Source organism: Eubacterium sp. AF36-5BH (assembly GCF_003460505.1).
Classification (GTDB): Bacteria; Bacillota; Clostridia; order Lachnospirales; family Lachnospiraceae; genus Eubacterium_G.
On record NZ_QTVG01000007.1, the window covers coordinates 108975 to 125905 of the forward strand.

At 34.8% G+C, this 16931-nt stretch carries 7 protein-coding genes; all 7 read right to left on the reverse strand.

The window, feature by feature from the left end; translation table 11 throughout:
* Positions 1–20: 20 nt before the first annotated feature.
* The 7 genes from DW006_RS08730 to DW006_RS08760 all read right to left on the reverse strand — a co-directional run bounded on the left by DW006_RS08730 (position 21) and on the right by DW006_RS08760 (position 16628).
* On the reverse strand, positions 21–5156 hold the full coding sequence (locus tag DW006_RS08730) for a discoidin domain-containing protein (protein ID WP_158561102.1): 5136 nt from the start codon (positions 5154–5156) through the stop codon (positions 21–23).
* A 469-nt stretch (positions 5157–5625) separates the two neighbouring features.
* Positions 5626–7596 carry a leucine-rich repeat domain-containing protein gene (locus DW006_RS08735; RefSeq protein WP_117999937.1) on the reverse strand — a complete coding sequence of 657 codons (1971 nt, stop codon included), beginning with the start codon at positions 7594–7596 and terminating at the stop codon, positions 5626–5628.
* A gap of 121 nt (positions 7597–7717) precedes the next feature.
* Positions 7718–9502, reverse strand: coding sequence for an ABC transporter ATP-binding protein (locus DW006_RS08740; RefSeq protein WP_117999938.1), 1785 nt, complete (start codon positions 9500–9502; stop codon positions 7718–7720).
* Between the two features lies 1 nt (position 9503).
* Positions 9504–11282: an ABC transporter ATP-binding protein gene (locus DW006_RS08745; RefSeq protein ID WP_117999939.1), complete on the reverse strand. Its 1779-nt coding sequence runs from the start codon at positions 11280–11282 to the stop codon at positions 9504–9506.
* Positions 11283–11474: 192 nt separating this feature from the next.
* Positions 11475–11915, reverse strand: a complete 441-nt coding sequence (locus DW006_RS08750) for a MarR family winged helix-turn-helix transcriptional regulator (RefSeq protein ID WP_117999940.1) — start codon at positions 11913–11915, stop codon at positions 11475–11477.
* Positions 11916–12201: 286 nt separating this feature from the next.
* Positions 12202–12420 (reverse strand): DUF1858 domain-containing protein, encoded by a 219-nt coding sequence (locus tag DW006_RS08755; RefSeq protein WP_117999941.1) that lies wholly within the window; start codon positions 12418–12420, stop codon positions 12202–12204.
* A gap of 284 nt (positions 12421–12704) precedes the next feature.
* Positions 12705–16628 (reverse strand): S8 family serine peptidase, encoded by a 3924-nt coding sequence (locus tag DW006_RS08760; protein WP_117999942.1) that lies wholly within the window; start codon positions 16626–16628, stop codon positions 12705–12707.
* Positions 16629–16931 lie beyond the last annotated feature (303 nt).

A 16931-nucleotide genomic window follows, 5' to 3' on the forward strand; every position in this document is an offset into this window, starting at 1 on the left:
CAATATTTTATAAGTTTTGCTTATTTTCCGTAAACTTCCATTTCCCATAATGAATATCCGTATGGTAAACCTCTCTCTACACCCTGTAATTTTACGTATCTTGCTTTTGTGGCATCAAATGAAACTGTTTCCTTGCCACCTTTTCCATTAGTTACGCTCTTAACTGTTGTCCATGTTTTTCCATCCATTGATGTCTGAATCTTATATGCTTTTCCATAAGCACCTTCCCAGTTAAGGAACACTTTGTTAATTGTGTAAGCTTCACCTAAATCTAATGCTAACCAGGCATCATCTGCAAAGTTTGATGACCAACGTGTTCCATCATCTCCATCTACTGCGTATTTTGCTGCCATTGCATCACTTTCACTTCCTGACGCTGTTGCTGTAGCTTCTTTTGCAACATTTGTGCCTGATGGCACGCTTGTATCACTTGAACCTGATGCTATACCGTAAACTGTCATTTCCCATAATGAGTAACCGTATGGTAAGGCTCTCTCTACACCCTGCATTCTTACATATCTTGCTTCAGTCTGTGTAAATGGAACTGTTTCTTCTCCACCTTTTCCATTTGTCACATTATTAACCGTTGTCCATGTTTTTCCATCCATTGATGTCTGAATCTTGTATGCTTTTCCGTAAGCACCCTCCCAGTTAAATACAACTTTGCTAATTTTATATGTTTTCCCAAGGTCTAAAGTAATCCACGCATCGTCTGCAAAATTTGATGACCAACGTGTACCAGTGTTTCCGTCTACAGCGTATTTTGCTGCCATTGCATCACTTTCACTTCCTGATGCTGTAGCTGTAATTCCTTTAGTAATTGCTTTTGCATCTGTTTCTTCAGGTGTATCCGGTACATCAGGTGTTTCTGTGCCACCTGTTATAGTATAAGTTGCCTGTGATACTGCTGAATCAATCATGCCCTTTCTGTAAGCAATTGCTTTTATTGTTGTTTTCTTACTTATTTTAACTGTTGGAACATATAATTTTGAATTCTTGTTTGGTGTAGAACCATCTGTTGTGTATCTGATTTCAACACCCTTTGTGTTACTTGAAATTGATACATTCTGTGTTCCCTTGTATGTTCCTGAGCTTAAGCTAAACTGTGGAGCCTGTACTGTTACTGCTTCGTAAATGCCCATTTCCCATAGAGAATATCCATAGTCTAATGCACGTTTTACACCCTGCATCTTAACATATCTACATGTTGTTGCATCAAATACAATACTTTCTTCTCCACCTTTACAGTTTGATGTTTCGTAAACTGTATTCCAGTTGTTTCCATCTGTTGATGTCTGTACTTTGTATGCTTTTGCGTAGGCTGCTTCCCAGTTAAATGTAACCTTGTTAATTGTGTAATTCTTTCCTAAATCAACTACAAACCACTGATCATCTGAAAATTCTGAAGACCATCTTGTGCTTGTATCATTATCTACAATCTTGTCTCCACCAACAGTTGCATTTTCCGCTGATGAAACCTGAATATTTTTACCTAAAGCAATATTTGTATCCTTTGAAACAGGTGTACCGTCAACTGTAATTGTTGATGATGCCATTGCTGATGTAATATATTCATCGTTAACAGCAATTGCTTTTACAGTAGCTGTACTTGATACTGCAAATGTTCCATTATATACAGGTGATGATTTTGTTGGCATTGTGCCATCAACTGTATAATGAATTGTTGCCCCTTCTGTATCTGTCTTAATAGTTACATACTGTGTATCATCATATGTTCCTGTTGGGACTGAAATTTCAGGTGTTGAAGCCTGTGATACATTAAATGCTTTATCTTTGTAAACTTCGAAACTTACAAGTGCCTTTGCACCAATTGTAGCTGTTCCGATTTTGCCTGATTTGTTGTTGAATGTTACAACTTTTGTCTTGTTTGTTGGATTCCAAACTGTTGCTGTATATTTGTTTGTTGTCTTATTGTAGTATACTGCTGCTGAACAGTCTCCTGTAGCTACAATATCAGTTGTTTTAACACCTAATTCTTTCATTGAATTAATAAACCAATATGTATTAGCTGTATCAGTTTTCTGGACCTTTGTGTCATTTGCAAGGAATTTGTTTAACGCAAGATCAGGATTTGTCTGTGATAAATATGGCCATGTAATATGCTGCCAACCTGTGTCTGCCTGTGGATATTCCTTAAGCATCTTATCAATTTCTTCCTGTGACTTGCCTTCTTTGTTTGCAGCCTTAACTGCTTTGTCCATTGCAATGTCAGTGTCATTTAAAAGTCCCTGATAAATTTCAGCACATCTTGTCTGGTTCATTCCGTAATATGTTAAATATTCAGAAATTGGAAGCCACTGAATACCATATACATATAATGGCTGTCCACCAAAGAATGTTCCGTAGAAGTTTATTCCACCGTAAACCTGCCCAACTACATCGTATGGCCACTGTGCAATCCAGTTGTCTTTATCATAATCGAACCAATACTGCTCTACTGCTTCCATTTCATTTGTAAAACCAAATACACCGGCATCTCTGTATGTGTCATTTTCTGTAAGTACACCCCAAAGATACATACTTACCCAGCTGAATAATGATTCTGATGCTGATTCCTGATTGTTACCTGAGTCATTGTCAGCATAACCACCTGCCCATGAATGACCTTCATATAAATCATAGGCTCTGAATCTGCAATATTCACTGTCATTATCTGAAGGGTTTGCATAATCTCTAATCATCATTTCGATCATGCCCTTGTAATCGTTGTAAAATTCTTCATCGTATGTAGCAAGAACTGTTGCTGCAAACATAAAGTATCCGTATGTGAAGTGGTGGTCACAAATTGAAGCATTAGCACCAAATTCACTTTGTTCGTAATATAATGTTCCCCAGTTCTGATTGTAAATGAAATAACTAATATCATCTTTTCCATCATATGTGAACCAGTTTACAAGAATTTTCTTCATTCTCTTTAAGAATGTGTCTCTTAAATCTGTTACTCCAATCTGGTCTGCCATAAGCACTCCCATTCCAAGTGGATGTAAGTTCTTACCTTCCCAGTATGCATCACCTGCAGGATTTAAGTTCTTAGTTGCGTCTTCTAACTGATTTAAATAACCAAGTAATGCTTCGCCATCAAACTGTGAATCTGCTGGAAGTGCAAAAGTTGGAAGAAGTCCTGCAAACTCTGATGTTGTCTTAAATGAATTACTTTCAATTGCTTTTAAGTCACCTCTTACAGATGTATATGTTGCAAATGAGCTATTGTCATCTGTTGAATTCTTCCACTGATGTGGCAACATACAAAGAATTGTTTCATTTGTAAATCCATTTCTCTTTAATGTTGTTGTTACATTGTAGTTAGATGTAATTTTTGAAGTTCCATCGTTGTAATCATATGTAACCTTTGTATCTGTTACGAAAGCATATCCATGTCTGTAGAATTTTTCAATCTGTGACTTATTTAACATTGATCCAATTGACATGTAGCCATTTTTTCCAGGGAAAGTAATTCTAATATAGCTTCCGATTTTCTTAAATGTTGTATTTTCAGGCACTGTTAAACAATAATAACTTTTTGAAGTTTTTGTTTTTGCCTTGTTGTCGCTGTCTGTTACTTCAAGTCCAATATGGTCTGTTTTTATAGATGATAAATTATTTGCTAAAATCTCGTTTCCATTTCCATCAAAAATTGATGTGATACTTGAGGATGAAATATAAACTGTTTCTGTGTCACCATATTCTGTGTAAACGTATGGTGAACCTTTTACATGTGTACTCTTCATTGCCACATGATTGTCATCACATAACTCTGCTGTTACAGCAAAATCACTGTAATCTGCAACCTTGTCACATGCTGAAGATGTGTCAAGATTCTCCGGTAAAATATAGAAATCCGGTTCTGTTTCAGAATTAACTGAAACATTTACATCCGTTTCTCCCATGTCCGGTAGCCAGCCTTCTGTTGCTGTTAAAACTGCAAGTCCCTTTGTTGAGTATTTTGTTTTAAGAGGAAGTGTTGATAATAAATTACCAAACTTGTTAATTAAAATTGACTGCCACCAATCATTACTGTCAACAGGACTTTTTACTGAATCTTCCTTGTATACAGGAAGTTTTGCTTTTTCATTGTACATTGAATTAGAAAGGTACGTTCCTTTTCCATTTGATGATACATATGATTTTGGCAAATCTTCAATTGTGTAACTTGTTTTGCTGTCTCCTTGCTTATATTCATAAACTTTAAATTCTTTTATGCTAAATCCGCTACCACTTTCAACTCTTGTATATCCGTACATTCTAACGTATCTTGCATTGGCAAACATTGGTACATTAGCAACTGCATTTCCGTATCCTTTTTGTTGTCTATAAACAGTTGTCCAATCTGTTCCGTTTGTTGATACCTGAATGTCGTACATTTTTCCTGCATCAGAATTCCAGTCAATTACAACTCGTCCAATATCATAATTTCTACCAAGGTCTACCATAAACCACTGTTTGTCGCTTTCTCCAGAGCACCAGTATGTGTTGTCATCTCCATCCACTGCATTTTTTGCAAGTACGGACGACTGATTAATTACACCGTTATCGTCATACATCCACCAAACATCTCTAAGTGATGATGACTGAACGTTTTTGTTTTCTGCAATGTTTGTTCCGTAATTTTCAGGTCTTTTTGTAACTCCGTCAGTTCCGAAAACCTGAAATTCATATAGTGAATATCCATATGCACTAAGTGCCTTCTGTGTCATATAAAGTCTTACATATCTTCCACTTCCCTGTAAATTTAAGTTTTCGTCTCCACCCTGACAATTATTATTTGTGTAAATTGTTTTCCAGTTTTCTTCATCATTTGATGTTTGAATCTGATATTGTTTAGCATAAGCGCCTTCCCATTGAAGACTAATACTCGAAAAATTTGTAACCTTTCCTAAATCAACATATATCCATTCTGTATCATTTCCCCATGCACTTTCCCATCTTGTTCCCCTTGTACCGTCAATTGCGTAAGTTGGATCACTGTTTGCCACTGATGAGCTGGCATAAACCATTCTTCCCTGTGAAATAACATACGGAGAATTGTCCGCTGCCTTAACGTTCCAATTTGTTGGTGCCATTCCAAACACCATAGCTGTAGCCAAAACAACTGCTGTTGTCTTTTTAGCCTTGGCAAAAAAATTACCTCTCCTCATTTTTTCTCCCTTCCTAAGGTACATACAGTTTCCGGATTCTGCATGTAAATAAAAATAAAATCATATAGCACTATACCCGTTCTCATCCAAAAAAACAGTTTTGGATTTTAAAACACATTTTATAGAATAGCTTATAAAAACGTTTTTTGCAATAATCTTACAAATTTGAAATTGTTTTATGATTATTTTTGTGCATTTTGCACATTTGAAACGTTTCTCTTAAATATTTGCAACGTTTTTCTTCATCAATATTGATTTTTGATTTGAGAAAACCGGTTTGTTTTTAGATTTTTTTATTGCAAGTTTCCTAAAAACATTTTTATTCAAATTACATTTTTCTCCATTTGTAGATATTTATAATCAACGAATGGCACTCTTATGATGTTTTACACGGCAGGCAAAAAAAACTCCTTCGATTAATAGTTCCAACCTACTAATCAAAGGAGTTCCATATTTACTGATTATAATTTTAAAATCCCATTTTGCTTTTACTTATTCTACAAACAAATTTTATCTGTAATTCACTTGTATTGTCAGGATTTCCGCAATATAGCGATGCACCTGATTCAAATGTGAAGAATATGTACTTATTCCCGCTCATACAAATTCCCTCAAGCATACATGGCAAGGTTTCCGTTTTTACAGGACTGCCAAGTCCACCAGCCTTGCTTACTTTTTTCTTGTATGTAATTAAGGATGAGTTCTTTAATCTGCCATAAGACTGAGCAAATATAAATCTTCTATTTGTTTTACTTATTTTCTGAACAATTAGTCCCTGACTGTTAGCCGGAACATAATAACTGAACTTTCTTGTGAACGTTAATTTTTTCTTTTTAATTTTAACTTTGTAGCCCTGCATTGTTGCATAGTTTATATTAGCACTTTTACCTGCCCAAAAATAAGTCCCGTCAAAAATTGCAAAGTCTGCATCTCCCGAGAATCTCACACGATACCCAGGTTTTAATACTTTTCCATGCTTTGCTTTCTTTATCTTACTGTAACTGTACACAGCTCCATAATCAGGTGTTGATATGTTATTTAAAGAAACAACAAGTCTTCCTTTTACATTGGTAATTGCGCCAACATGATCATAATTAGGCAAGACAATATTTTTTACAAATTTTCCGGTGGACTTACTGTAAACAACCAGTATTGAGCGCTTTGCCAAATGCTTATGATACATGGAAACTATTACATATTTTCCAAGAACACAGGTCCCCTGAGGTACATAGTCTGATAAATATTTTAATTTGTATTTTTTCTTGTCACCGGCAGTTACTTTTGCCAGATAATTGTCGTAAATTGTCTTATTTGCTGCTCTTCTTTTCTTTTCTGAATTAGTGTAATCCCACTTCAACTTCTTTGCTCTTGCATAAGCCTTTCCTTTTGAGTTTGCATATACAAGCAGTGTTAATTTACTGTCATTTGTAAAGGCCCCGTCACCAATTGAAACAATAGTTTTGTAAAGTGTTATCTTTTCAACCTTTGAGCAATTTTTAAATGCGTATTTACCAATGGTTTTAATGTTACTTGACATTGTAAAACTTGTCATGTTTTTACAGCCATAAAACGCATATGTATTAATAGATGTTGTAGTGCTTGGAAGGGATACTTTTTTTAAAGATGAGCAACCATAAAAAGCACTTGTGCCAACTGTTATTGTTGTTGATGATATTGAAACAGTCTCAACCCTGTTAGCGTTCTTTAAAATATTTGAAGGAATTGTTTTCATACCCTTCTTAAAAGTAACTGAAGTAACATTCGATTTTGAACCTAAAATCTGATTTCCATATGTAACGGAACTTGGAATTGTCAGTTTTTTAAGTGCCGGACATGATGCAAATGCCTTGTAACCTATTGTCTTCAATGTGCCTGGCAATGTAACTGTTTTTAAAGCATCACAACCCTTAAATGCATATTTATAAATTGTTGCAATTTTGCTGTTGTGTGCAAATTTTAATGTTTTAATATACTTGCAGTCTTCAAATACATATTCATTAATAGTTGTTACTTTTGCAGGAATTGTAAGAGTTGTTATTGTCTTGTCCTCTTTGTCTCCCACATACTCTACAAGCACACCCTTTTTTACTCTATATAAACCGTCAATTATTTCACTACTTTGTGTTGTAACAGGCTCTGTTGGTGTTTCTGTTTCTGATGGTGTTTCCGTAGGTAAATCAGATGATGTTTCATCTGTAGCTGTTTCAACTGTCTCTCCGCCACTTCCTGTAGGGACCACTTCTCCTGAGTCACCGCTACCTGTATTTTCATTTTGACCTGTAGTAACTTCAATGCTACCGGCTTCTATTTCTGTTACCGTATTAGCTGTCCCTGTGGAAGCTTTTACATCTATAGAAAATAATTTTAAGCCAAACCCACATTGTGTAATCATTGCAATAGCCAAAACAAGGGCTATTTTTCTTATCATTTTTTTAGTCATAGTTTTTCCCTTCTTATGTTCCCAATTTTCCAAACATATCCATTCTACTCTAAAATTATGATGAAAAATAGCCCTTTTCTGCTATCCTATAAAATTATATTAATTTTGTACAATATTTTTCTTATGACACCTGTTCAAACTGGCTATTATACAGGTCAGCATAGAATCCTTTTTGCTCCATTAACTGCTGATGATTTCCACTTTCAATTATATCGCCGTCTTTTAAAACAAGAATTATATCAGCGTTCTTAATTGTTGAAAGTCTGTGAGCTATAACAAAAGAAGTTCTGCCTTTTGTTAATTTGTCCATTGCTTCCTGTATTTTAATTTCTGTTCTTGTATCAACAGAGCTTGTAGCCTCATCCAAAATCATCATTGGAGCATCCTCAACCATTGCCCTTGCAATTGTAAGAAGCTGCTTTTGTCCCGCTGACATATTTAACTTTTCATCAAGTGTTGTGTCATAACCTTTTGGTAAGGACTTAATAAAATGACTTAACCCTGCTGCCTTACATACTTTATCAAGCTGTTCATCAGTAACATTTTCTTTTCCATAAGCAAGATTTTCTCTGATAGATCCCTCAAAAGTCCATGTATCCTGTAATACCATGCCAAATAAATCATGTATATTCTCTCTTGTTAAATCTTTAGTTGAAATGCCATCGATTTTTATGTCGCCTGAATCAACTTCATAAAATCTCATTAAAAGATTTACTAATGTACTCTTTCCTGCACCTGTAGGGCCTACAATGGCAACCTTCTGTCCCGGTTTAACATGTTCATTAAAATCATGTATGATAACTTTATCCTTTGTATAGCCAAACTTAACATGGTCAAATTCCACATCACCTTTAATGCTTTTTGGCAGACTTTCAACCTTATGGCTTTCATCTTCCATTTCTTCAGACTCAAGGAATTCGAAAACTCTTCCTGAAGCTGCTGCTGTGGACTGAAGCTGTGTAGCCGCCTGTGCCATTTGCGCCAAAGGATTTGTAAATAATCTTACATAAATCATGAATGCAACAATTGTACCGAAAGTTGTATAGTCGTTCATTACCAAATATGCACCCATTACACAAACTGCAACATAAGCAAAATTTCCTATAAATGCCATAATTGGTTGCATTAAGCCTGAGAAAAACTGTGACTTCCAATCGCTTTCGCACATTTTTTCATTTAATTTAATAAACTTCTCTTTTTCCTTTGCTTCTCCATTAAATAATTTTACAATGTTATGACCTGAGTAAACCTCCTCAATGTGACCATTCATTGCCCCTAACCATTTTTGCTTAGCTGCAAAGTATTTCTGTGAATGACCCATTATTAAGAACATTAAAATAAATCCAATTACTGATGCAAGAATTGCTGTTATTGCCATAACCACATTAGTATATACCATCATCACAATTGAACCTACAAACATGGTAACTGCAGAAACCAGTGTGGTAATACTACTTTGCATTGTTGTACCAATTGTATCCACATCATTTGTTACTCTTGATAACACGTCACCTGTTGTGGTTTTATGAAAATAACCAATTGGCAGATTGTTAATTTTTTTAGAAATATTTGTTCTAAGTCCCTTGTTTAATTTCTGGGTGACAATAGTCATTATCAGCGATGTAATGTAACTTAGAGCTGTTCCCACTAAATACAAAACTACCAAGAAAACACAAATTGACACTATACCGTCAATGTCCATTTTTCCTGTTAGGCCTGCAGAGATTTTATTTGTAATGTTGCTTATTTTGTTTGGGCCGATTAATTTTGTAACTACACCTAACATGTCGCATATAACTGCAATAATCATTACTGCCCAATATGGTTTACAGTATTTCCCTAATTTTCCAAGAGATTGGAAGGTGTTACCTGTTGGTTTTTCGTAAGTCATTCTTCTACCATGCATTTTACACTTCCTCCTTTTCCAATTCTTCTTTTGATAACTGTGAGTACGCTATTTCCTGATAAAGCGGACAATTCTTCATTAATTCACTGTGAGTTCCGTTGCCAACAATTGCTCCATCTTCTATAACTAAAATTCTGTCTGCGTCTTTTATTGTACCAATTCTCTGAGCAACAATAATATTTGTTGTATCTGCAATTTCCTTCTTAATTGTTTCCCTTAAAACTCTATCTGTTTTATAATCAAGGGCTGAGAATGAATCGTCAAATACAAGAATTTCAGGTTGCTTTGCAATGGCTCTTGCTATTGATAAACGCTGCTTCTGACCACCGGAGAAGTTTCCACCTCCCTGAGCAACCATACCGTCATATTCACCTGGCTGATTTTCCACAAATTCTTTTGCCTGGGCTATTTCAACAGCCTTTTCTATATCATCCATATTAACTTTTGCTTCACCATAACCTACGTTGCGCTCGATTGTTCCTGAGAACAAATAAGCCTTCTGTGGTACAAATCCTATTTTGTCTCTTAATGATTTTTCTGAATAATCTTTTACATCTACTCCATCTATCAATATCTGCCCTTCAGTTGCATCATAAATTCTAGGTATTAAGTTAATAATTGTACTTTTTCCTGAACCTGTTGCACCAATTAAAGCCACCGTCTCTCCTCTGTGTGCCTTAAAATTAATATTGTGAATTACATTGTCTGCTGCGTCAGGATATGCAAACGAAACATTCTTAAACTCAACTTCACCTTTTAATGATTCTTCACCCTGTTCTCTTTCACCGTCTTTCATTGAGACTTCTGTGTCAAGAACCTCGTTAATACGCTTTGCAGCAACTGTTGCTCTTGGTAACAAAATAAAAATCATTACCAATAACAAAAATGCCATCAGTACCTGCATTGCATAAGATGTAAATACAACCATATCAGAGAAAAGTCCAACTCTTTCCTTTATGGCAGCCATGCCTGTAAGTGCAACATTGTTTATTAATATTGCTCCAATCCAGTAAATACCTAAAGTTAAACCATTCATGGCAAGATTAAGTCCCGGATTCATAATTGACATTACCAAATATGCCTGTAAATTGTTTTTTGTTAATCTGTTATTTGCCTTGTCGAACTTTTCTTCCTGATAATCTTCAGCATTGTAAGCTCTCACAACCATAAGACCTGTCAGGTTTTCTCTTGTAACTCTGTTTAAATCATCAGTAAGCCACTGAATTTTCTTAAACTTAGGTAATGCAAAAATTACCACAAACAATAAAATAAAAATTACAAAAGCAACTATAGCCAATGTAAGCGCTGTCCACTCAAAGTTCTTTGAACTGATTTTGGCTACTGCCATTACCGCCATAATTGGAGCTTTAATCATAACCTGTAAGCCTAAAGCTATAACAAACTGTATCTGTGTAATATCGTTAGTTGTTCTTGTAATAAGACTGGCAGTTGAAAAGCTGTTAATCTCCTTATCTGTGTAAGACATTACCTTATCGTAAACATCTTCCCTTAATCTCTTTGAAAAATTAGCTGCTATTTTTGCAGCAAAAAATCCAACAACTATTGCTGATGCCAATGAACCTAGGGCACAGCCCATCATCTTTCCTCCAGCCGTAAATATATCTGACATTTCACTTCCCTTTGTCTGTACAAGCACTGTTATGTCTGACATATAATCAGGCAACTTCAAGTCCAGCTGAACCTGCAAAACAATAAACGCAATGCTTACAATAACCATCGCCCATTCTTTTGCTTTCATATGTTTAAGTAAACGAACCATAATTCCTCCTTGTTATTCCTTAATAATATACCAACTAATAGGACATATTATTTTATTTTGTTTTATTCTAATGTACCAATATATTTTAGCACTCCACACTCTTTGGTGATAGTTTGTTTTCAAACAATACTATTCCTAAAAAAAAGAAATGTCAACAACATTCATTAAAAGTTTACATTTCTTTTTCATTTGTTATTTATTTTCAAGAAGTCGGTTAAGATTATCCCACATTTTCCCGGATACTCTTTTTACGACCTCTCTCTCTTCATCAGTAACACCTTTCATTATCTCATTTTCTGTTTCTTTCATTACCTTATCCAGTTCTTCCAAAATCGGCATTGCCTTTTCCTGTAAAACATAATGTATCACTCTTTTGTCTTTTTCATCGTGAATTGCCTTCACATACCCCTGATCACAGAGATTTTCCATTGCTGTAGATATGTGCCCCTTGTTCATTTTTGATACAAACTGAATATCCTTTGCTGTATTATTTTCTCCACAACTGTTCAAATACCCTATTATTCGTACATCTGCTTTTTTTATATTATATTTTTCCTGTATGCCCTGAGTCTGCTTTTTAAATAACTGTTTAAAAGCCCCCTCCTGCATAAATTTATTCATTCTAAAATGCATATTATTACACCCTTTTATCTTTGATATATTTAATGTTACCTGTTTTTGGAGAATATTTCAACTTTTTGATTAATAAGGAACCACGAATGTGGCCAGCCACATTCCACGCAACCAGCACGTTTTGTTTCCACACTATCTTCCTTTCACGTGAGTGTACATCCCTAGTGGAACGATTTATATGCAATAAGAAATTCTGAAGTAATTTTTTATTACATATAAAAACAGCTGTGAGACTGTTTGCATAAACAATACCCACAACTGCTCTTGTTATCTCTACAGTTAAAGATTATTCTTCAACTTTTTTTTTCTCGAAATATTTATTAATATTAACTAATAATTCATCAGGGTTAATTCCATGTACCATAGCAGCTTCTTCTAAAGATTCTCCAATTGATGATGGGCATCCGATGCAATGCATTCCTGCTTCCATAAGAACGATGGCTACGCCTCTGTCTATTGATAAAAGTTCACCCATTGTCATTTCCTTTGTAATCTTTACATCCATTACTGTATCCTCCTTCAAGATTTTGTATTCCAAACCGGCATAATCATCAACTCCGGTTCATTTACTATTGTGTGCCTTATCCTGCAACCATATTCATTTACTAGGATATTGTCACTTACAGTTCACTATTATAACAACTTTCTAAAGCTTTGCAAATAATAAATTTTTTATTACATAGAAAAGCGATTAACCGGTATTATTTTTTCCAATTAATCGCTTTTTATGATTTCAAAATATTGTGCTTTATTATTACTAAATATTCAAATTAATCTACAACAAACACTTTATTTCTTTTTTGACTTTTTAGTTTTATCCTTCTTTGCTTTAACTTTTTTAATAGTCTTAACTTCTGACCAGCTTCCGTATACAGATTTCTTGCCAACTTTTGTATAGGCTCTGGCTTTTACATAATACTTTTTATTCTTTAATTTCTTTAAAGTAACTGATGTCTTCTTGCTAGTTACATACTTAGTTGTTTTCTTTGTAAACTTCTTTGATGTTGAGTAAGCAATCTGATATCCTATTGCATTTGAAGCCTTTGCTAAAGTAAGCTTAAGTTTCTTTGCTGTTCTCTTGGCTTTTTTAATTGAAGTTGCGCCAACCTTTGTTACAGTAACCTTCTGTTTTGTATAAACTTTTGCTGTTACCTTGCTGCCTAATGAATTAGCTCTTGCTGTATAAACATATCCTTTTTTACCTTTAGCAACATTCTTACCATTAACAGTAAACTTTGTTATTGTAAAGTTATCGTCAGCTTTTGCAATAAGCTTAAATGTATCACCTGGCAAATAGTAGCCTGTGCCTTCTACATAACCGCCGTCTGTACTGCTGTCTACTACATTTGTATATCCACTTGTTACATTAATGTATACTGATTCAATTCCTGCTGCGACTTCTTCGTCACCGTCAATGCTAACTGCACTAGATTTCTTTGTAGTTCCTTTTCCAAAGTTCCAATCATCGTCATCATCGGTCACCTGATTGTTACCATAAAGAACGTATAACTTGTCCTGGACTGTTGTTGCTAAAACATTATCCGCCTTAAAGTTTTCGCTGTTTAAGCTGTAACCTGAAGCCTTGTAGGAATCTGAACTAAGGTTGTATGTAAATGTATCTCCAAGACCTTCTGCCTTTAAATCTGTATAAATAACACCGTTAGAAATTGCACCAATCTGTGCTTCTGTTATACAGAATTCCTTACCATTAATTGTTTTCTTGTAAGCATCTGTAACTTTTCCAATTGTTGCCTTAGACACAGTCCACTTGCTACCATCAAAAATCAAGTTCTTTGGAGTTGATTCTGTTCCGTCTGTTCCCAATGTTACAATTAACTTATTTCCAACCTGAACAGCTTTCGCACAAGCTCGTCCACTTGGCAACTTAGCAACTGTTGTCCACTTCTTTGCTGATAAAGAATACTTCATAACTGATGTATCAAGACTTCCATCCTTCTTAATTCCGCCGAATAAATATAAGTCACCATTATATGCTACTAAATTGTAACCAAATGCCCCCTTAAATTCTTTTGGAACTGCTGTTAATTTCTTCCAACCTTTATTAGTATCATAGTATGCAAGAATTTCTTCTTCTGTGTAACCTAAATCTAAACCTACTGCTCCATAAAGCTTTCCGTTTGTGTAGGCAAAATCGCTGTTAGCATATACACTACCGTTTAATGCATACTTATATTCTGCCCCGAACATTTCTGTTGTAAATGGGAATCTTCCTTCATCAAGTTCTGAAGTTCTACCTGCATCTTTTAAAGATTCCTGTTCTTTTAAGATTTCATCTTTTAATTCAGGGAATTTTTTAATTAATTCATCAATATCAATATCCTGACTATTTGATAAAGAACTCCACATAACAATACCTTCATCAGTAATGTATGCCACTTCCTGACCTGTTGATACTAACTGACCGCCTAACATAGAGTTTATGAACTTCTTGTCAGATGTGAATGCTTTACCACATGAGAAGTAACATGTTCTCTCTATTGTTTTTTCTTCTTTTTGAATCTTAATATTTAAAGTTTTATTCTTATAGTTATTTCCGTCAAATGTAACTGTCTGATCATTGTTTGAAAGCTGTTTTACTTCTGTATTGTTTACAAATACTTTAGCACCTTTAAGGTATGAACCTTTAATTTCAACCTGTGATTTAGCGTTCATCTGAATCTTACCAACGCTAATGCTAGGTGTGTCAACCTTTGTTAAGTCCAGTACACCACTTGATGAAACTTTGTTTGCTAATGCTGGTATCTCTCTTACAGAACCAAGCACTCTGTTTTTAACATCTAATGAATTACTGTTACCATATATATTTGCAATGGCTGCTACTGCACCTGTAACATGTGGTGTAGCCATTGATGTACCATTATAAAAGTCGTATTTTCCAAATTCGTCTGAATTAACATCTTCTTTGCTTACACCAAAATCTTCTACACTAAATCCATACTCGCCATCTGTTGAAGCAACTAAAGCAAGAATAAGAACTTTCTTAGTATCTTTTTTAACTTTACCTGAAGTTGAAAAACTTAAATGTGTATAACAATTATCCTGCTCTAAGTGTGACATACCTATCATTTCTGCATTAGCAAAATCAAGTTCTCCTGAATCTTTTACATCACAATCAAAAATTCCATACGTTCCAATTGTATCTTCATCTAAAAGACCTGTAATGTTTGTGTTGTCTTTTTTAGGTTTCGCATTTACCTTTAACATTGCACTTACTGTTACAGGAGTTGAAGATTTTTTCAATTCGTATGGTAAATAGAAATTATACTGTTCTTCTGTTGCAATATTGCTTACAGATAAATTAAGGGACTTGTTTGTATTTTTTGCTTCTCCAAAATATGAATTGTGAGTTGTAGTTGCTGTGAATTTTGCACCCTCATCATCACTTGAATGTCCCCAAGGAGCCTCCCCCTGTGCTGCATCTTTTACGATAGCTTCATCTTCAACTACATTAACTACTTTTTCTGTGTCGTATGTATAGAATGTACTACTTAAATCCATTGGGTTTTCGTAAATAGATGGATTATAGCAATTATATGAAACTGATGAGAGAATGTTAGTTCCCGGTGCTGCAATGTCTACATTATCTTTTCCATAATTAGAAAAAGTTGCAAGTTCATCATTTTCGTTGCTTGCTGCAACTGAAATAATGTAATCGCTGTCAATACAGGCAGGACTTGTGTATTGATCATCTACATTTACACCGTCATTTCCGGAAGCTACAACTGAAAGTGCCCCCTTCTTACCAACCATTTCAATAACAGCTTTTAATGCATCTTCTGTTTCGTCTGCATCACCGCCCCATGAGTCATTTACAGCTACAACATTTGTGCCTAATGACTGCGCTTTATAAATATAGTTATAAGCACTTATAGCATCTATTGTTGAACCTGAACCTTCTTCATCGAGGAATTTAAGTGCCATGATCCTTATGTTATCACTTTTTGCAGTTCCACTTATACCAACATTGTTGTTAGACTGTGCTGCAATAATACCTGCACAGTGACTACCATGACCGTTGTCATCTAATGGATCTGCATCTTCATTAGCAAAATCATATCCATGTTTTCCTTTTAGTTCACTTTCATCATAAGGGTTGTTCCATATTTTATCTTTTAAATCTTCATGTGTGTAATCAACACCTGTGTCAACAATTGCAACAACTTTTTCCTTATTGTCCTTGTCAGCCAAAGCGCTGCTGTCAGCGTTAATATCTAATCCCTTTGTGCCGCCATTTTGACCAACGTTTTCCTGAGACCACTGATATTTATAATACTTGTCATTATAATCTGAAGCCTTATAAATATAGTTTGGCTGAACACTTATAACACCAACTTTGTTCTTCATCTTTGCAATAAGTTCTTCTGTTGAATATGAATCTGATTCAACTAAAGAAACCTTCACGTCTGAAGCATCATTGTTACTATAAGTTTTCACCTTTCCTTTGCTTTCCTGGAAATCATATGTTTCTTTAATTTTTACCTTACTGTCTGTAATACTCTGTGTTGAAACATTCTTTCCACTTTCCTTATATAGAATGACTGCCTGTCCTTCTACATAACTTTTTTCCTTTTTGTTTTTGTTGTTTTCTTCTTGTTTTATGTCTATAGACGCCTTTGCTGTGAAAGGTGTTCCACCTAGCGTTAATGCTGCTGCCAGCATAATAGACATAATTTGTTTGAATGTCTTTCTCATACAAACCCTCCTATAAATTTATTGTTTTTTTGGGGCATTGTTACTTAGCAAATATACGATAAATTTGTTATGCCCACAAAAATATTTATAATTATACATTATTTCGAGCAAAAAATCACTTTTATATCAAAATTTCTTTTCAAACGCGACACTCCCCTTATTGATTTGTATGCAAATCAATAAGCACGCGGCATTCCCTTTGCTCTGACTTTTTTACGCGCGACACTCCTCTTATTGATTTGTAAACAAATCAATAAGCACGCGGCATTCCCTTTGCTCTGACTTTTTTATGCACGACACTCC